Here is a 17,645-nt window from a genome sequence, read left to right on the forward strand (position 1 = left end):
AGCCAGGTAACTGGTGCAGGTGACTGGTACTAATAGGCCGAGGACTTACCACAAAGAAGCTACGCGTCCACTGTGCAGTATCTGAAACAACACACTCACTCGCTGCGCGAGGAAGTCGGAGTGAACGCTGCCCCCTATCAGGGTGGGGCTGCGCCCCTTCCGACTCACTCGAAAAAGCGTGAGTGAGTCAGGTTTCACAGAGTTACGGCGGCCATAGCGGAGGGGAAACGCCCGGTCCCATTCCGAACCCGGAAGCTAAGCCCTCCAGCGCCGATGGTACTGCACCCGACAGGGTGTGGGAGAGTAGGACACCGCCGAACATCCGTTACCGAAAGCCCCCCAACACTTGTTGGGGGGCTTTCGGCATTCCCGGAACAGGTTCACCCCGCCGCGACTTGATAACGCTGCGGTAACGTCCCCTCGGTTCCCCGTTGGCAAGTCCTTCGCCTGCGTAACGTGGCCCGGGCAGATCCGTTGGGATCGTGCCGTGCGGTGCGCGTCCTCCCGGATCACCCGAGGTGACGAAGGGGAATCTGTGGTGACGAGCACGATGTCGAAACAACGTCCGGCTGTCAGAGCGGCGGTCGCGTTCGCAGGCTTGATGGTGGCCGCCGGCTCCGTCGCGGGGTGCACGAAGACCGACACGGCCGGCGGTGGATCGCTTCTCCAGCAACTGCAGGACAGCGGAACGGTGACCGTCGGTTTCGCCGGCGAGGCGCCGTACAGCTTCGAGCAGGACGGCCAGTTGACCGGTGCCACCGTGGCATTGCACCGGGAAATCTTCAAGAACCTCGGCATCGACAACGTCGAGGGCGTGAGCACCGACTTCGGAGCCCTCATTCCCGGACTGCAGGCGCGCCGCTTCGACGTCGTCAGCGCCGGCATGTCGATCCTGCCGCAGCGCTGCGAGCAGGCAGCGTTCAGTGAGCCGGAATTCAACTACACGACCGCGCTGATGGTGCCCAAGGGAAATCCCGCGAACCTCACCGACATGCAGTCGGTGCAGCAGAGCGGTGTGCGGATGGCCGCGATGACCGGGGCGATCGAATCGGACTACGCGCAGCAACTCGGGATCGACGCCATGCAGGTGGCGTCGCCGCAGGACGGCATGGACGCCGTCGCCAACGGGCGTGCCGATGTCTTTGCCCTGACCGGGATCTCGCTGAACTGGCTGGCGCAGAACAACCCGCAGGTGCCGGTTGAGGTGACCAACTCGTTCGTCGCAGTGATCGACGGGGTACCCCAGGTCGGTGCCGGCGGGACGGTCTTCCGTAAGGAGGACACCGAGTTGCGCGACGCCTACAACGCCGAACTCGCCAAGATAACGTCCGACAAGGAGAAGTACCTGTCGATCGTCGGACCGTTCGGATTCACCGAAGAGGAACTGCCCGATCCGAACCTGACCACCGCCAAACTCTGCGGCGAGACCAGCTGATCGTCGCCGGGGTCTGCTGCCTGTGAAGGAGAACATCGACGCGCTGCTGGATGCGTGGCCGAGCATCCAGGAAGGTATCGTCGTCACGCTCCAACTGACGGCGGGAGGCGCACTCCTGGCGTTCGTGCTGGCTCTAGCACTCGGGTTGGCAGCCCGTGCCCACAACATCGTGGTCCGGGGATCGGCTCGTGCGTTCATCGAATTCTTCCGGGGCACTTCGCTGTTGGTGCAGCTGTTCTGGTTGTTCTATGTGGTCCCGCTGTTCGGCTATCTCCTCGACCCGGTGCTGTGCGGGATCCTCGCGCTCGGGCTGAACTACGGCGCCTACGGAGCCGAGGTGGTCCGCGGTGCGATCAACTCGGTACCGCAATCGCAGTGGGAAGCGGCGACGGCACTGGACTTCAGCCACTGGCAACGGCTGCGCCGGGTGGTCTTCCCGCAGGCATGGGCGGAGATGATTCCGCCGCTGACGAATCTGCTGATCCAGCTGCTCAAGGGCACCGCCCTCGCGAGCTACATCCTATTGCAGGACTTGACCTTCGAGATCGATCAGCTCCGGCAGACGACCGGGAACACGTTGTTCGCATTCGGTGTGGGGCTCGTCATCTACTTCGTGATCGGCTACGTGCTGACCCTGCTGATGAACGCGCTCGAGGTGCGGGCGAAGAATCGCCTCGGCACGGGACCCTCTCTGCGTGAGATCTTCAGTCTCGCACCCTCCGATCCACGGGGATTGGAGGCGGCGAAACAATGAGTGCCCACTGGAGCTGGAACCGCGCGTTCGAGGCTCTGCCCGTGCTGCTCGAGGGTTTCAAGATCACCCTGATCGCCACCGCCCTCGGGTTCCTGATCTCCGTCGTACTCGGACTCGTCATCGCATTGATCCGGCAGGCCGCACCGCGGTGGGTGAGTGTGCCGGTCCGCGCGGTCAGCGAATTCATCCGGCTGACCCCGCTCGTCGTGCAACTGCTGTTCGTGTACTACACGTTCACGGGACTGTCGCCGCTGCAGATCGGTGTCGCGGTGCTCGGAATCCACTATTCGACGTACATGGCCGAGGTGTACCGGGCGGGGATCGAGGCGGTGCCCGTCGGTCAGTGGGAGGCGGCGCGGGCGTTGTCCATAGCGCCGACTCGGACGTGGCGGGCGATCATCCTGCCGCAGGCCATCCGTCGCGTCGTCCCGGCGCTGGGCAACTACGCGGTGTCGATGTTCAAGGACACCCCGTTCCTGTTCGCCATCACGGTGGTGGAAATGGTGACGGCCGCGCAGCAATTCGGCGCCAGGCACTTCCAGTACCTCGAACCGTTGACGCTGGCGGGTGTGATCTTCCTGCTCGCCAGCTACCCGACGTCCCTGCTCATACGGCGATTGGAGAGACGTCTTGCCCGATGACGCGAGCGCAGCAACCCCGATGATCCGATTCGACGACGTCGTCAAGCAGTTCGGTGACCACGTCGTGCTCGACCACCTGGATTTTCAGGTCGAACGCGGCGACCGCGTGACGCTCATCGGTCCGAGCGGATCGGGGAAGACGACGATCCTCCGACTGGTCATGACCCTCGAGAAGGTGAACGGCGGCGTCATCTGGGTGGACGGAGCGCCGCTGACGCACGAGGAGAAGGGCGGCAAACTCGTTCCGGCGTCGGAGAAGTACACACGCCGGATACGGCGCCGGATCGGCATGGTCTTCCAGCAGTTCAACCTGTTCCCCAACATGAACGTGATCGAGAACATCACCGAAGCGCCGATCCACGTGCTCGGACTGGACAAGGCCGCGGCCGCGAAGCGGGCACGCGAGTTGCTCGAGACGGTCGGTCTGTCGGACAAGGAGACCGCGCACCCGACGCAGCTGTCCGGTGGTCAGCAGCAGCGGGTCGCGATCGCGCGAGCCCTGGCGATGGACCCCGACATTCTGCTGCTCGACGAGGTGACGTCGGCACTGGATCCGGAACTGGTGGCGGACGTCCTCGACGTGCTCAGGGACGTCGCGCGCACCACCGACATCACGATGCTGATCGTCACGCACGAGATGCAGTTCGCGCGGGACGTGTCGAACCGGGTGATGATGTTCGACGCAGGCCGCATCGTGGAAGAAGGCGACCCGGCCACGATCTTCACCGCACCGAAGCACGAGCGCACCAAGACGTTCCTGAAGGCCGTGCTGGCCGACTGACTCCCGGACTAGCGTGAGGTGGTCGCGAGTTCCGTGTCGTCGGCGGGAGCGCGCCGTGCCAGCCGGCCCGCCATCCACGCGCACACCAGCAATTGCAGTTGGTGGAACAGCATGAGCGGCAGCACGATCAGGCCGATCGGCTGACTGGCGAACAGGACCGTGGCCATCGGAAGACCGGTGGCGAGGCTCTTCTTCGACCCGCAGAACGTGATCGTGATCTGATCGGCCCGATCGAATCCGAGTCGCTTCGACCCGAACCAGGTCAGGGACAGGACGAGCGCGAGCAGCACCGCGCACACCGCGAGCAGGCCGAGGAGCCGGCCGACGGACAGCGTGCCCCAGATGCCCTCGTTCATTCCTTCGCTGAATGCGACGTAGACGACCAGCAGGATCGATCCCCGGTCGACGAGCTTGAGCGGCGCGCCGTGCTTCTTCACCCAGGGCCCGATCCATCGTCGCACCAACTGGCCGGCGATGAACGGGAGCAGCAGCATGACGAGGATGCCGATCGCGGAGGACGCGTCGAAACCCGCCCCCTCGCTGGTCATCAACAACGCGACGAGGAGCGGAGTGACGAAGATGCCGAGGATGTTGGAGAACGACGCGCTGACGATCGCCCCGGGCACGTTTCCGCGGGCGATCGACACGAAGGCGATAGACGACTGGACGGTCGAAGGCAGGAGGCAGACGTACAGAAGGCCCAGATACAGCGGCTGGGTCAGGATCGTCGGGACCAGCACGCGTGCGGCGATTCCGAGGAGCGGGAAGATGACGAACGTCGCCGCGAGGATGGTGAGGTGCAGGCGCCAGTGACGCAGGCCCTGCAGCGCCTCCTGTGTGGAGAGCCGGGCGCCGTAGAGGAAGAACAGAATTCCGACAGCAACCTTCGTGGCCCAGGTGAACGCCGTCAGGGCCGTGCCGTCGGCGGGGACCAGGCTGGCGATCCCGACGGTGATCAGGATGCCGATGATGAACGGATCGAGTCTTCCGAGCAGCGGGATCTTGGTCAGCATGGTTCGACCGTAAGGAATCCGGGGATATTTCGAAAGGCGATAGTGACGTTTACTGTAATGCCGAACCGTGATAACAATAGGTCATGTTCGATCCGGTTCACCTGCGGAGCTTCCTGGCAGTCGCGCGCACCAAGAGCTTCACCGCCGCCGCGCGGCGCCTGGACCTGCGGCAATCGACGGTCAGCCAGCATGTCGGCAAACTCGAGAACGCTGCCGGTCGCCGCCTGTTTCTGCGGGACACGCATTCGGTCGAGCTCACCGCGGACGGCTCCGTGATGGTGGGTTTCGCGACGTCGATACTCGAGCGGCACTCGGACGCCGAACGCTACTTCACGCAGTCCGGGGTGCGCGGACGCGTCCGGTTCGGCGCGTCCGAAGATCTGGTTCTGCACGAACTCCCCCGGATTCTGGGCGAGTTCCGGCGCAGCCATCCGCTCGTGGATCTCGAACTCACCGTGGCGTTGAGCGAAGTGCTGTTCCGGCAACTGCGCGAAGGCCGGCTGGATCTGGTCTTCGGGAAGCGTCGCCGAGGAGACCGGCACGGGGAACTGGTGTGGACCGACCGGTTGGCGTTCTTCGCCGCACCCGATTTCGTGCCGGACGCCGAGGGCCCGGTGCCGCTGGTGACGTACCCGCCGCCGTCGATCACGCGGGCAGCGGCGCTGGACACCCTGGAGAAATCCGGGCGCGGCGCGCGCGTGGCCTGTGTGACGGACAGTTTGAACGGGTTGCGGGCCGCCTGCCTCGCGGGACTCGGCGTCGTGTTCCACGCGGAGACCCTTCCACCCGCGGGGCTGGTTCCGGTGCGGATGCGTTCGCGCGACGAGTGGGGGCCCGCGGTCGACGTCGAATTCGTGCTGGAGGCCCGCCGGAGCGTTCTCAGCGAACCGGAGCAGGCGTTGCGCGCCGCCATCCTCGAGAACGCGGATCGACTGCGCGCGTGACCTCGGTGGGAGGGCTGCCCCACCGAGGCCGTCGAGCTTTCGGAATTCGAGTCCCTGCCGTCCGGCGCGCCCGTGGAGATAGAGCTCACAATGGCCGTCTCGACATAGACCCGGGACCGGTCACCGGCGTATAAATACATCTTGTGTCTATGTTGTATTCCGCTGCGGAGCAGGCCTATCGCGAGGTCAAGGAGCTCATCCTGTCGGGCGGCCTGCCCGGCGGTGAGCTGATCAGCGAGGGCGAGATCGCCGGACGAATGGGGCTCAGCCGCACCCCGGTGCGCGAGGCCTTCCTTCGGCTCGAGGCCGAGGGCTGGATGCGGCTGTACCCGAAGCGGGGCGCGCTCGTCGTGCCCGTCGCGGACGGCGAGGCGGAACACGTGGTCGACGCCCGCCAACTCGTCGAGACACACAGCGTCCACGTGCTCGCCGATCAGCCACACGCCCGCCAACTCCTCGTCGCCCGCCTGCGCGAGAACCTCGCCGAGCAGCGCGAGATCGCCGCACGAGGCGACATCGCCGCCTTCAGCGCCGCCGACGCAGACTTCCACCGGATGATCGTCGAGGCGGGCGAGAACCCGCTGCTCGCGACGTTCTACTCCAGCATCCGCGAACGCCAGCGCCGGATGACGGCACACTCCATCACCCGCGACCCGGGACAGCTGCCCAGGATCATCGCCGACCACGAACAGCTGACGGAACTCGTCGAAGCCGGTGACGCCGCCGGCTTCGACGCCGCGGTGCTCGTCCACATGCGACAGGTCCACGCCCTCAACCCGAGAGGAGTTGCGCGATGACCGCCGTCCGCGAATACCCGACGGAGATGCCGCAGGCCCTCGCGTCCCCGCGCGCCTGGATGCTCGTGGCCGCGACCATGTTCGCCGTGGCGTGGGGCGGCAACGAGTTCACGCCGCTCCTCGGCATGTACCGCGCCGATCACGGATTCTCACCGGTCACGGTCGACCTGTTCCTGTTCGCCTACGTCGTCGGGATCGTGCCCGCCCTGCTCCTGGGCGGACCGCTGTCCGACCGGCTGGGGCGACGGCCGATCCTGCTCCCGGCACCGTTCCTGACGGTGGCCGGCTCCGCGCTCCTCGCCCTCGGCGCCGACTCCGCGGCGATGATCGTCGTCGGCCGCGTCCTGTGCGGCGTCGCGCTCGGCCTCGGCATGGCCGTCGGCGGCAGCTGGGTGAAGGAACTGTCGGCCGCGCCGTGGGATCCCGCGGCCGCGGACGGGGCGGGTGCGCGCCGGGCAGCGATGAGCCTGACCGGCGGGTTCGGCCTCGGCGCCGGTGTCGCCGGTGTTCTCGCGCAGTGGGCGCCGCTGCCGAGCGTCCTGTCCTACGCCGTGCACAGTGCGATCGCCGTCGCCGCCGCTTTCGCGCTGTGGCGGGCACCCGAAACGCGCGCGGCCCAGCCCGTCTCCGAACGGGCCTCCCTCGCCCGCGACCTCGCGATCCCGTCCGCCGCGCACAAGCGTTTCCTGTTCGTGATCGTGCCGCTCGCACCGTGGGTGTTCGGCACGGCGGCCGCCGCCTACGCGGTGCTCCCGTCGCTGATGTCCCGGAACAGCGGTGGGCTGCCGCTCGCGTTCTCCGCGCTCATGTGCATGGTCGGTCTCGGGGCGGGTTTCGCCATCCAGGCTCTCGGCCGCAAGATCGACACTCCCCGGAACGCGCGGGCCGTCGTGGTCTCGCTCGTCGTCGTTCTCGCCGGAATGGGTGTCGCAGCGGTCGCCGCGTCCGCGCTGACCGTTCCGCTCGCGCTCGCCGCGGCCGTCGTGCTCGGCTGCGGATACGGCATGGCCATGGTGTCGGGACTGCAGGAGATCCAGCGGATCGCGGGACCGGACGACCTCGCCGGACTGACGGCCGTCTTCTACTCGCTGACGTACCTGGGATTCGGGACACCCGTCGTGATGGCGTACCTCTCCGAGACGTTCCCGGCGGTGACGTACCCGAGGATGTTCGTGTTCGGCGCGGTGGCGGCCGCGGGCTGCCTCGCGCTCGCACTCACGAAATGGCGCGCGCACCTGCCGAATTCGGAAGCTGTGTCAGATCACATCGACGGCAGCGTCTTCTCCCCGAGCCACGAATCCCACAGCAGGCGCAGCGATTCGTCGGTGTAGTGCGCGGCCAGGTCGGTGAACTGCTCGCTCGTGACGGTGGAGTGGCGGTGGGCCAGGGTCCACTCGCGCAACAACGCGAAAAATTTGTCGTCGCCGAGCCGGCGCCGCAGCGCGTGGAGTGTGAGAGCGCCGCGCTTGTAGACGCGGTCGTCGAACATCAACTGCGGCCCCGGATCGGCGATCACCAGGTCCTGCGGTTTGCGGGCCAGGCCCTGATGCGCCTGCAGGGCGAGTTGGTGCGCCGAATGTCCACCGGAATTCTCCGACCAGATCCACTCGGCGTAACAGGCGAAGCCTTCGTGCAACCAGATGTCCCGCCACTGGCCGAGCGTCAGGCTGTTGCCGAACCACTGGTGGGCCAGTTCGTGCGCCACGAGACGTTCGGCCCAGCGCCTGCCGGTGCAATGGTTCGCGCCGAAGATGGACAATCCCTGCGCCTCGAGCGGGATCTCCAACTCGTCGTCCGTCACGACCACCGTGTAGTCGGCGAACGGGTAGGGGCCGAACAACCGGGAGAACACGTCCATCATCTGGGTCTGCCTGCCGAAGTCGACGTCGAACGACGCACGCAGCCGCGGCGGGTGGACGGCGAACATGGGAACACCACCGGAACCGAAACTGCGGCGTTCGTACGGCCCGATCTGGATGGTGGCGAGGTAACTCGGCATCGGCTCGGTCTGCTCGTACACCCACGTCGTCTGACTGGCCCGGGTCTGCTTGCTCACCAGCGCGCCGTTCGCCACCGTGTAATACGGCGAATCGGTCGTGATGGAGATGCGGTAGCTGGCCTTCGAGCTCGGATGGTCGTCGCACGGGAACCAGGACGCCGCCCCGTTGGGCTGACTGGCGACGAGGGCGCCCTCCGACAATTCCTCCCACCCGACCTCACCCCACATGCTGCGGATCGGTTTCGGCGAACCCCCGTACTGCACGGCGAGCACGAGGGCGCCGCCCGCGGGGATCTTCTGCGCGGGCGTGATGATCAGCTTGCCGTTGCGGTGCAACCACTTGGTGTTGCGGGAACCGTTGGTCGTGACCTTGGTGACGTGCAGGTTTGCCGCCAGGTCCAGGGCGAACCGGGAACGGGCGGCGGTCGTGACCGCGGTGATCGTGGCCTTGCCCGCCAGCCGGTTGCTGTGGACCTTGTAGGTGAGGTCGAGTTCGTACCGGGACACCCGGTACCCACGGTTGCCGTTCTGGGGGAGGTACGGGTCGACCGGCTCGTCCATCCCCTTGTCCGACTTCACGTGGCCGCCCAGGGGGCGATCGGGTTCCCCTGCCACCGCGTGGACGGCGGCACGGTGTCGCCGCGCATGACGAGAGAGGCCGGTCCGACCGTGCCACCGTCGCCGATCCGGGCGGCGGGCAGCGCGACACAGTGCGGACCGAGGGTGGCTCCGGCTCCGAGGATGACGGTGTCCATGGACATGATCCGATCATGGAACAGGTGAGTCTGCACCACGCACCCCCGTTCCACGGTCGCCCCGTCGCCCAGCGTCACGAGATCGGCCTCGGGGAGCCAGTAGGTTTCACACCACACACCCTTGCCGATGGTGGCGCCGAGGCCCCGCAACCAGACGTTCAGCACGGCGGTGCCGGTGGCGGCCCGGGCGAACCACGGTGCGGCGACGGTCTCCACGAACGCGTCCGACACCTCGTTCCGCCACACGAACGAACTCCACAGCGGGTGTTCGATCTTCCCGATCCGACCCACCACCAGCCACTTCGCGACCACGGAGATCAGTCCGGCGGCCGCACCCGCGACGAGGAGCACGACCCCGCTGGCCAGCGCTGCCAGCCAGAACCCGACCCGGCCGGCCATCGCCTCCAACGCGAACAGCACGCCGAGCCCGATCCCGAACGTCACCATCACGGGCAGGAGACGGCACGTCTCGACGACGGCACGCGCGACCTTGAGCCGGAACGGCGGACGGAACGTGCGGGAGGCGTCGGTGTCGCCGGGCGCCCGGCGGAGGCGGACGGGCGGACTGCCCAGCCAGGAGGAACCGGATTTCGCCTTCGACGGCGTGGCCGAGAGCACAGCGACGAGACCGTTCTTGGGGACCCGCCTGCCCGGGCCGGTCATGCCGGAGTTGCCGAGAAATGCGCGCTTGCCGACCTTGGCGTGTTCGATGTGCATCCAGCCGCCGCCGAGTTCGTAGCTCGCGATCATCGTGTCGTCGGCGAGGAACGCACCGTCCGCCACGGTCGTGAACTTCGGCAGCATGAGAACGGTCGACGCTTCCACGTTCTTGCCGATCCGGGCGCCGAGCAACCGCAGCCAACCCGGGGTCAGCAGGCTCGCGTACAGCGGGAACAGAAACGTGCGGGCCGAGTCCATGAGCCGTTCGGTGGCCCACACCTGCCAGCCGATGCGACTGCGGACCGGGTGGTAGCCCTCACGCAAACCGATCGACAGCAACCGGACGGTCACGACCGTGAGGACGGCGAACACGGCGAGGCTGACGAGGGTCGCGGCGGGAAGGATCACCAGCGACCGGAGTGCGGCCGCCCCGACCGTGGCCGCGTCACGGATCCACCACCCGACGACCACGATGCCGGCGACGAGAGCGAAGATCGGCAGTCCCGCGATGAGCATGGACGTCACGCCGAACGCGGGAACCCAGTAGGACGCGCGCCGCGGAGTCTCCTCGGGCCACGGGTGGACCGCCTTGCCGACCTTGACCGCCGGTGAACCGGCCCAGTGCTGGTTGGCCTTGACGCGTCCGAACACGGCGGAACCCGCCTCGACTTCGGCATTGCGGCCGATCGTGGCGCCGGGCAGCAGCGTCGATCGCGCGCCGACCGAGGCGCCGGGACCGATCTTGATCCCGCCGATGTGGACGACGTCGCCGTCCACCCAGTGCCCGGACAGGTCGACCTCCGGTTCGACGGAGCAGCCGTCGCCGAGTTCGAGCATGCCGGTGACCGGCGGCAGGGTGTGCAGGTCGACACCCTTGCCGACGTCGGCGCCGAGCGCCCGCGCGTAGTAGAGCATCCACGGGGCCCCGGACAGGTTCGCGGCGCCGCTGGCCTCGGTGAGACGCAGCGCCACCCACAGTCGCAGGTGTGCGCTGCCGCCGCGGGGATACGTTCCGGGCTCCAGTCCGCGCAGCAGGATCCGTGCGCCGAGCACCGAGATCGCCATCCGTCCGACCGGGCTGATGAACGCGAAGAACGCGAGCAGAATCCACCACCACGACACCGTCGGCGCCCAGGACACGGTGGTGAACCAGGAGAGGACGTTGTTCGCGATGGCCAGCCACGTGACCCACTGCAGACCGGTGAGTGTGGTCAACGGGACCGTGGCCGCGATCTGCGCGAGCTGGCTTCGCCGCGGGGTCGGGGTGACGATGCGGGGTTCGGCCGCGTCGATCGGCGCCAGTTCGTCGAGGTATTCGGCGAGCGAACCGAGCCGCGGATGATCGTAGAGTTGTGCGACCGTCACCTCGGGGAACCGTTCGCGCAGCGCCGTGACCAGCTGGGCGGCGGAGAGGGAGCCACCACCGAGCTCGAAGAAGTCGTTGTCGGGACCGGTGATCTCGGCGCCCAGAATCGACGTCCACAACTCGGCGACCCACGCCGGAGTGCCCTCGAGACCCAGCTTCTCCGCGGCGTCGTCGACGCCCGGCGGCGGCCAGGGAAGGGCGTTGCGATCGACCTTCCCCGACGTGCGGGTGGGGAGTTCGTCGACCAGCACGAGCCGCGGGACCAGCGCGGCAGGAAGCTGGCCGATGAGCGCGGTGTGCGCGGCCTTGAGGTCGAAGTCGGGGTTGGTGCTGGCCAGGTAGCCGACGAGGATCTGGTGACCCGCACCGGTCCGGCGCACGGCTGCCGCCGCACCGCCGACGCCGGGGAGGTTCTGCAGCGCGTTGTCGACCTCGCCCAGCTCGATCCGCCTGCCGCCGAGTTTCACCTGGTCGTCGGCGCGGCCCTGGAACAGCAGTCCGCCACGGTCCAGCCGGACCAGGTCGCCGCTCCGGTACGCCCGATCCCAGCCGAGCGTCGGCATCGGCGCGTACTTCTCCGCGTCCTTCGCCGGGTCGAGGTACCGGGCCAGGCCGACCCCGCCGATGACCAGTTCGCCGACCTCGCCCTCGGGTACGGGTTCGCCGGATCCGTCGACCACCGCGAGGTCCCAGCCGTCCAGCGGGAGGCCGATGCTGACCGGGCTCCGGCCGTCCATCAGGGCGCCGCAGGCCACGACCGTCGCCTCGGTGGGCCCGTACGTGTTCCACACCTCGCGGCCGTCGACGGCGAGGCGTTCGGCCAGTTCGGGTGGGCAGGCCTCGCCGCCGAAGATCAGCAGGCGCACGGCCTCGAGGGCCTCGGCGGGCCACAGCGACGCCAGGGTCGGCACCGTCGAGACGATGCTGACGTCGCGGGCGACGAGCCACGGGCCGAGATCCATGCCGCTGCGCACCAGCGACCGGGGTGCGGGCACCAGGCAGGCGCCGTGACGCCACGCCAGCCACATCTCCTCGCAGGACGCGTCGAACGCCACCGACAGTCCGGCGAGGACCCGGTCGCCGGGCCGGATCGGGTCTTCCTGCAGAAACATCCGGGCCTCGGCGTCCACGAACGCGGCCGCGTTGCGATGGTTCACCGCGACGCCCTTGGGGGTGCCGGTGGAACCGGACGTGAAGATGATCCAGGCGTCGTCGTCGACGGTCGGCGGGCGGGCGCTCGGTGACTCGGCCCTGTCCGGCGCGGTGCCGGCGACGATCCCGGTACCGGTCACCACGCAGCGGACCTGTGCCTCGCCGAAGACGAGTTCGACGCGTTCGTCGGGGTCGTCCGCGTCGACCGGCACGTAGGCGGCGCCGACGGCGAGGGTCGACAGGATCGCGACATACAGCGAGCACGACCCGGAGGGCATGCGGATTCCGACCCGATCGCCGGCCCCGACGCCCGATCCGGCGAGGACGTCGGCGGTCTGCCGGATCTCCTCGAGCAGTTCCTGGTACGTCAGCGACGTGGTGCCGTCGTCGATCGCGGGGGCTTCGGGGTGCGCGTCGGCCGTCGCGAACAGGATGTCGACGAGGGTGCGCGGCGCCGGTGCGAATTCACGGCGGAGGAATTCCCGGGGTATACGGAGCGACAGGTCCGAATCCGTCGGCGACTGGAGAGACAATCCAGGATTCCTTCTCTGAGCGGGTAGTGGTGCGTACGGCTCGTTATCTCACGATCAAGTGGCCAGATGGTGAACAGTTGGGGTTGGACACGGCTCTGTCGACCATTCTTCACCTGCTGTTGGAGGTTTCTCGCCGCGGATGTAGAAGTTCGCTCCTTTTCTTCGTCGTCTGGTCAGAGGGAGCACCCGAGTTCCTTCGAATCGAGGAAGGATGACCTCATGTACTACCTGGCATTGCTGGCGGACGAGAAGAACGCCACCGAATGGGCACCGGACAGTCCGGAGTTCGCGGTGGCCGTTGCGCGCCATCAGGCGTTCACGGAGAGAGCGGGCTCCGCGATCGTCGGAGGTGGTGCCTTGTATCCGAGTGCGGAGGCGGCGACCGTCCGGAACGAGGGCGGCCGCGCGCTGATCACGGACGGTCCGTTCGCGGAGACCGCGGAGGTGATCGGTGGCTTCTACGTCCTCGAGGGGCCGGACCTGGACGAGGTGCTGAATGTCGCGCGGCACATCCCGGAGGCGATCATCGAGTTGTGGCCGATGGTCGAGTGGATGCCCGTGACCGATCAGACAGGCTGCTGGATGGCGCTGCTTCGCGAACCGGTGGCGGCGGCGGTGCCCCCGGGCACACCTCAGTGGGACGAGGGGATGGCCGAGCACGAGGAGTTCGGTCGCCTCGCCGGGTCCGCGGTGCGAGGTGGCGGAGCGCTGTATCCGCCGGACTCCGCGACGACGATCCGCGTCCGGGACGGCGAACTTCTGCTCACCGACGGCCCCTTCGCCGAGACCGCCGAGGTCGCGAACGGTCTGTACGTGCTCGCAGCCGACGACCGGGAGAGCGCGATCGCGCTGTCAGCGAAGATCCCGGTGTCGCCGAAAGGCTGCATCGAACTCCGGCAGATCGTCGACTTCGCCGAGTAATGGACGGCGACACGCTGGGCCGCGTCTTCCGGGAGGAGTCCGGTCGGGCGCTGGCCACCGTGGCTCGGATGGTCGGCGACCTGTCCCTCGCGGAAGACGCGGTGCAGGAGGCGTTCGCCGAGGCGATCCGCACCTGGCCGGATTCGGGTGTGCCGAACAACCCGGGAGCCTGGATCACGACCGTCGCCCGCAACCGGGCACTGGACCGGTTGCGCCGGGAGTCGCTGCGCGGCGACAAGGAGCACGATGCGGCGCGGCTCGTTCCGCCTCCGGGCGAGGAAGAGGTGTCGCCGGTGCGTGACGACCAGTTGCGGCTCATGTTCACGTGCTGCCATCCCGCGCTGTCCTCGGAGTCTCAGGTGGCGTTGACGCTCCGGCTGGTGGCCGGGCTGAGGCCTGCGGAGATCGCCCGCTTGTTCCTCGCCCCGGAACCGACCGTGTCCCAACGGCTCAGCCGCGCCAAGGCCAAGATCCGGACGGCGGGGATCCCGTTCCGGGTTCCGCCCGACCATCTGCTTCCCGAGCGCACCCCGCAGGTACTTGCCTGCATCTACCTGGTGTTCACCGAGGGGTATTCGGCCACGTCCGGTGACGCCGCGATCCGGGACGAACTCTGCGACGAGGCGCTGCGGCTCGGCCGGTTGCTGTGCGAGCTGATGCCGGACGAGGGTGAGGCGTGGGCGCTGATGGCGCTCATGCTGTTCCACGACAGCAGGCGGATCCAGCGCACGAACGATGCCGGTGACCTCGTCCCGCTCGAGTGCCAGGACCGCCGGCGGTGGGACCGGGCGAAGATCGACGAGGGCGTCGCGTGCCTGCGGGCTGCCCGGCGCCGGGGAGGCGGTCCGTACAGCGCGCAGGCCGCGATTGCCGCCGCCCACGCGACGGCGCCGACCTGGGAGGCCACCGACTGGGATGCCGTCGTCGCCGGATACGACGATCTCGCCGCGTACGGTGACTCACCCGCGGTCCGTCTCAATCATGCTGTCGCCGTGAGTTTCCGGGACGGTCCCGACGCCGGTCTCGCCGAGGTGGATGCGCTCGCCGGGGAGCCGAGGCTGGCCCGGACGCACACCCTGCACGCCACCCGCGCCGACCTGCTGCGCCGGCCAGGCAGGCCGGCGGACGCGAGCGTGGAGTACCGCGCCGCGATCGGACTGGCGGCGAACGAACCGACCCGGCGTTTCCTGACCCGACGGCTCACGGAAGTGGACGGCGGAACCGGTGCCCGTCAGATCCGCCCGCGCGGCTGATGCTGGGTGATGCAGTGGATGCCGCCGCCCCGCGCGAAGATCTGCCGGGCGTCGACGGTGACGACGCGACGACCCGGGTAGACGCTCGACAGGATGTTGCGGGCGAGGGCATCGTGGGGGTCGTCGAAGCCGCACGCGATGACGCCGCCGTTGACGACGAGGTGATTGATGTAGCTGTAGTCGACCCATCCCTCCTCGTCACGCAGGACCGTCGGCGCGGGCACCTCGACGATCCGCCACGGCGCGCCGGACCGGTCACGGCTGTCGGACAGCACCTTCAGGATCTCGGCGGTCACCTCGTGGTCGGGGTGGGACGGGTCGCGCTGGCAGTGCACCAGGACCACCCCGGGTGCCGGCAGCGCCGCGACGATGTCGACGTGCCCCTTGGTGCCGAACTTCTCGGAATCCCGCGTCAATCCGCGGGGCAGCCAGATGACGTGCTCGGCGCCGATCGTGCGCGCGAGTTCCGCCTCGACGCCGGCCGCGTCCAGGCCGGGGTTGCGCAGCGGGTCGAGTTGCACGGTCTCGGTGACGAGCACGGTTCCGTGGCCGTCCACCTGAATTCCGCCGCCCTCGTTGACCATCGAGGACGGGATCGGCTGCGCACCGGACCACCGGGTGACCGCCGCGCCGATCGAGCGGTCACGGTCCCAGGTGGCCCACTCCTGCTGTCCCCAGCCGTTGAACACCCAGTCGACGGCACCGAGACGGTCCTCCTCGTCGAGGACGAACGTGGGACCGATGTCGCGCATCCAGGCGTCGTCGAGGGGCGCCTCGACCACGTCGATGTCCGGCGACAGGTACTGCCGGACGACGTTCCTGTCTGCCGGATCGACGACCATGGTGACCGGTTCGAATTCGGCGACCGCGTGGGCGACGGCCGCCCACGCGGTCCGTGCCTCGTGGGCGTCGTCCGCCGTCGCGGTCATCGACGCCCCCAGGGGCGGGAACGCCATCCACACCCGCTCCTGCGGTTCCGTCTCGCTGGGCATCCGCCAGGTCATGACCGGGTCTCCGCGGCGGCGACCGTCGACGGAAGACCGTACGGGTGCTCGTGGTCGACGGCGTCCGTGAGCCGGGTGTACGTGTCCGGCCGACGGGTGGTCAGGAACGGGAAGAGGTCGAGCCAGTCCTTGCGCTGGTCGAGGTCGAGGTCGGCCACCAGGACTGCTTCCTCGTCACGGGGAGCGGACACCAGCACGCGGCCGTACGGGTCGGAGATGAACGAGGAACCGTAGAAGTCGATGCCGCCCTCGTTGCCGCACCGGTTCGGGACCACCATGAATGTGCCACTGGTGATGCCGTTTCCGACGATCACGTGCTGCCAGATCGGCTGCGTGTCGAACGCCGGGAAGCTCGGCTCCGACCCGATCGCCGTGGGGTAGACGAGGATCTCCGCCCCGCCGAGCGAGTACATCCGGGCCACCTCGGGGAACCACTCGTCCCAGCACGTCGGCAGTCCGAGGGCGGCGCCGCCCAGTTCGGCCGGCCGGTAGACGGGGTAGGCGTCGTCGGCGGGGCCGCCTCGGAAGTAGGTGTCCTCGTAGTATCCGGCGCTGACGGGGATGTGCAGCTTCCGTGTCCGGGACAGCAGTTCACCGGACGGGGACACGAGGATGGCGGTGTTGAAACCGAGACCGTCCGGGCCGTCGGCCTTCTCGTACAGCGAGGCGTGGACGCAGACCTGGTGCCGGGCCGCGGCCGCGGCCGCGAACGTGTAGGTGGGTCCGGTCGTGAGGTCTTCGGCATCGCGGCCGGGCGTCCCGGTCGCGCGGGTGTCGGCGGGGTACTTCGACAGCGTGAGTTCCGGCAGGAAAACCACCGCCGCGCCGAGGGCGGCCGCCTCGCCGATCGCGTCGGTCAACCCGGAGCGCAATGCGTCCGCGTCGGCACGCCAGCGGTGCTGCACCAACCCGACCCGCAGCGGAGCGCGGCCGGACGCCGTGGACCGAGCGGGGGAAGAGGGTGCCGGCAGAGCGGTGATCGTGCGGATGGTCATCGTTGTTCCTTCGTTCTGGTGGTGACGGGGTTGTCGGTGGTGCGGTTGGGGGGCTCGGACATCACGACGTCGATCGCGCCGAGCAGATGGGAGCGGGCGTCCTCGGTGGAGATCTCCTTGCAGAGCCACCGCCCGGACAGTCCCTCGACGAGGGCGGTCATCGTGACCGCGGTGCGCCGGGCGTCGAGCGAGGGGGAGATCTCGCCGGTGGCCTGCGCCTGTGTGATGGCGTCGGCGATCTCCGCAACCCACGCGTCGGTGGTCCGCGCGAGGGGCTCCCGCAGCGCTTCCTCGTACACGGCGGAGGCGCGCAACTCGTTCCAGGCCAGCGAGTTCTCCACGACCTCGGGACGGTCCTGGATCTCGCCGAGGAGCGAGCGGGTGAGCCGGTCGCGAGCGGAGTCCGCGGACCCCTCGCCCTCGCTGCGGTAGTCGCGGGCACGGTCGTTGATGTAGTTCAGGGCGGCCTCGAGAAGGCCGATGCGATCCTTGAAGTGGTAGTACAGCAGTCCCGGCGAGACGCCCGCGACCTCCGCGACATCGTTGACGCGCAGCCCGCGGATGCCTCGCTGGGCAATGGCCGTCGCGCTCGCCTTCAGAATCGCGTCGCGTCGCTCGCTCATCGGGGATCTCCTTCGGTTC

The 17,645-nt window shown here is 68.4% G+C and carries 15 protein-coding genes and 1 rRNA gene; 10 read left to right on the forward strand and 6 right to left on the reverse strand.

All coding sequences use genetic code 11. The annotated features are described in order from the left end of the window. Positions 1 to 203: 203 nt before the first annotated feature. The 5 genes from rrf to ehuA all read left to right on the forward strand — a co-directional run bounded on the left by rrf (position 204) and on the right by ehuA (position 3,611). Positions 204 to 320 (forward strand): 5S ribosomal RNA (rrf, locus tag ACFU5V_RS00005). Positions 321 to 550: 230 nt separating this feature from the next. Continuing rightward, positions 551 to 1,435: an ectoine/hydroxyectoine ABC transporter substrate-binding protein EhuB gene (gene ehuB / locus ACFU5V_RS00010; RefSeq protein ID WP_378695874.1), complete on the forward strand. Its 885-nt coding sequence runs from the start codon at positions 551 to 553 to the stop codon at positions 1,433 to 1,435. 22 nt (positions 1,436 to 1,457) lie between these two features. Then, complete coding sequence (ehuC, locus tag ACFU5V_RS00015; RefSeq protein ID WP_378433369.1) at positions 1,458 to 2,189, forward strand: ectoine/hydroxyectoine ABC transporter permease subunit EhuC; 732 nt, start codon at positions 1,458 to 1,460, stop codon at positions 2,187 to 2,189. Next, on the forward strand, positions 2,186 to 2,830 hold the full coding sequence (ehuD, locus tag ACFU5V_RS00020) for an ectoine/hydroxyectoine ABC transporter permease subunit EhuD (protein WP_378695876.1): 645 nt from the start codon (positions 2,186 to 2,188) through the stop codon (positions 2,828 to 2,830). The genes ehuC and ehuD overlap by 4 nt, the downstream gene beginning before the upstream one ends. Positions 2,831 to 2,849: 19 nt before the next feature. Continuing rightward, on the forward strand, positions 2,850 to 3,611 hold the full coding sequence (gene ehuA / locus ACFU5V_RS00025) for an ectoine/hydroxyectoine ABC transporter ATP-binding protein EhuA (RefSeq protein WP_378696720.1): 762 nt from the start codon (positions 2,850 to 2,852) through the stop codon (positions 3,609 to 3,611). Between the two features lie 8 nt (positions 3,612 to 3,619). Here the strand turns inward: ehuA and ACFU5V_RS00030 are convergent, their stop codons facing one another. Then, positions 3,620 to 4,624 (reverse strand): bile acid:sodium symporter family protein, encoded by a 1,005-nt coding sequence (locus ACFU5V_RS00030; RefSeq protein ID WP_378695878.1) that lies wholly within the window; start codon positions 4,622 to 4,624, stop codon positions 3,620 to 3,622. 83 nt (positions 4,625 to 4,707) lie between these two features. Between ACFU5V_RS00030 and ACFU5V_RS00035 the strand changes: the two genes are divergently transcribed. The 3 genes from ACFU5V_RS00035 to ACFU5V_RS00045 all read left to right on the forward strand — a co-directional run bounded on the left by ACFU5V_RS00035 (position 4,708) and on the right by ACFU5V_RS00045 (position 7,696). Beyond that, entirely contained in the window at positions 4,708 to 5,568 is an 861-nt protein-coding gene (locus tag ACFU5V_RS00035; protein ID WP_378433372.1) for a LysR family transcriptional regulator, read from the forward strand. Between the two features lie 149 nt (positions 5,569 to 5,717). Beyond that, entirely contained in the window at positions 5,718 to 6,365 is a 648-nt protein-coding gene (locus ACFU5V_RS00040; RefSeq protein ID WP_378433392.1) for a GntR family transcriptional regulator, read from the forward strand. After that, entirely contained in the window at positions 6,362 to 7,696 is a 1,335-nt protein-coding gene (locus ACFU5V_RS00045; protein WP_378433373.1) for an MFS transporter, read from the forward strand. Before ACFU5V_RS00040 ends, ACFU5V_RS00045 begins: the two co-directional genes overlap by 4 nt. Here the strand turns inward: ACFU5V_RS00045 and ACFU5V_RS00050 are convergent. Further along, positions 7,627 to 8,925, reverse strand: coding sequence for a M1 family metallopeptidase (locus ACFU5V_RS00050; protein ID WP_378433393.1), 1,299 nt, complete (start codon positions 8,923 to 8,925; stop codon positions 7,627 to 7,629). The two genes, ACFU5V_RS00045 and ACFU5V_RS00050, sit on opposite strands and share 70 nt — an antisense overlap. A 14-nt stretch (positions 8,926 to 8,939) precedes the next feature. Further along, complete coding sequence (locus ACFU5V_RS00055; protein WP_378695881.1) at positions 8,940 to 12,830, reverse strand: Pls/PosA family non-ribosomal peptide synthetase; 3,891 nt, start codon at positions 12,828 to 12,830, stop codon at positions 8,940 to 8,942. Positions 12,831 to 13,049: 219 nt separating this feature from the next. Here ACFU5V_RS00055 and ACFU5V_RS00060 point away from each other — a divergent pair, with 219 nt between their 5' ends. Together ACFU5V_RS00060 and ACFU5V_RS00065 are read left to right on the forward strand one after the other, a co-directional pair. Then, a complete protein-coding gene (locus ACFU5V_RS00060) occupies positions 13,050 to 13,751 on the forward strand; it encodes a YciI family protein (RefSeq protein WP_378433375.1) in 702 nt (233 codons plus the stop codon). Then, a complete protein-coding gene (locus ACFU5V_RS00065) occupies positions 13,751 to 15,004 on the forward strand; it encodes an RNA polymerase sigma factor (RefSeq protein WP_378695883.1) in 1,254 nt (417 codons plus the stop codon). The genes ACFU5V_RS00060 and ACFU5V_RS00065 overlap by 1 nt, the downstream gene beginning before the upstream one ends. On the opposite strand, the gene ACFU5V_RS00070 is transcribed toward ACFU5V_RS00065, so the two are convergent. From ACFU5V_RS00070 to ACFU5V_RS00080, 3 genes are read right to left on the reverse strand one after another with little or no spacing between them, the layout of a single operon-like run. Next, the gene (locus ACFU5V_RS00070; protein ID WP_378695885.1) at positions 14,983 to 16,008 is read right to left on the reverse strand and encodes an agmatine/peptidylarginine deiminase; all 1,026 of its coding nucleotides are present in this window, start codon (positions 16,006 to 16,008) and stop codon (positions 14,983 to 14,985) included. The genes ACFU5V_RS00065 and ACFU5V_RS00070 overlap by 22 nt on opposite strands. Continuing rightward, positions 16,005 to 17,003 carry a nitrilase-related carbon-nitrogen hydrolase gene (locus tag ACFU5V_RS00075; RefSeq protein WP_378695887.1) on the reverse strand — a complete coding sequence of 333 codons (999 nt, stop codon included), beginning with the start codon at positions 17,001 to 17,003 and terminating at the stop codon, positions 16,005 to 16,007. Before ACFU5V_RS00075 ends, ACFU5V_RS00070 begins: the two co-directional genes overlap by 4 nt. Beyond that, complete coding sequence (locus tag ACFU5V_RS00080) at positions 17,000 to 17,626, reverse strand: TetR/AcrR family transcriptional regulator (RefSeq protein WP_378433379.1); 627 nt, start codon at positions 17,624 to 17,626, stop codon at positions 17,000 to 17,002. Before ACFU5V_RS00080 ends, ACFU5V_RS00075 begins: the two co-directional genes overlap by 4 nt. Positions 17,627 to 17,645: the final 19 nt, after the last annotated feature.

The sequence above is a fragment of the Rhodococcus sp. NPDC057529 genome (assembly GCF_042802055.1).
Lineage (GTDB): Bacteria > Actinomycetota > Actinomycetes > Mycobacteriales > Mycobacteriaceae > Rhodococcus_F.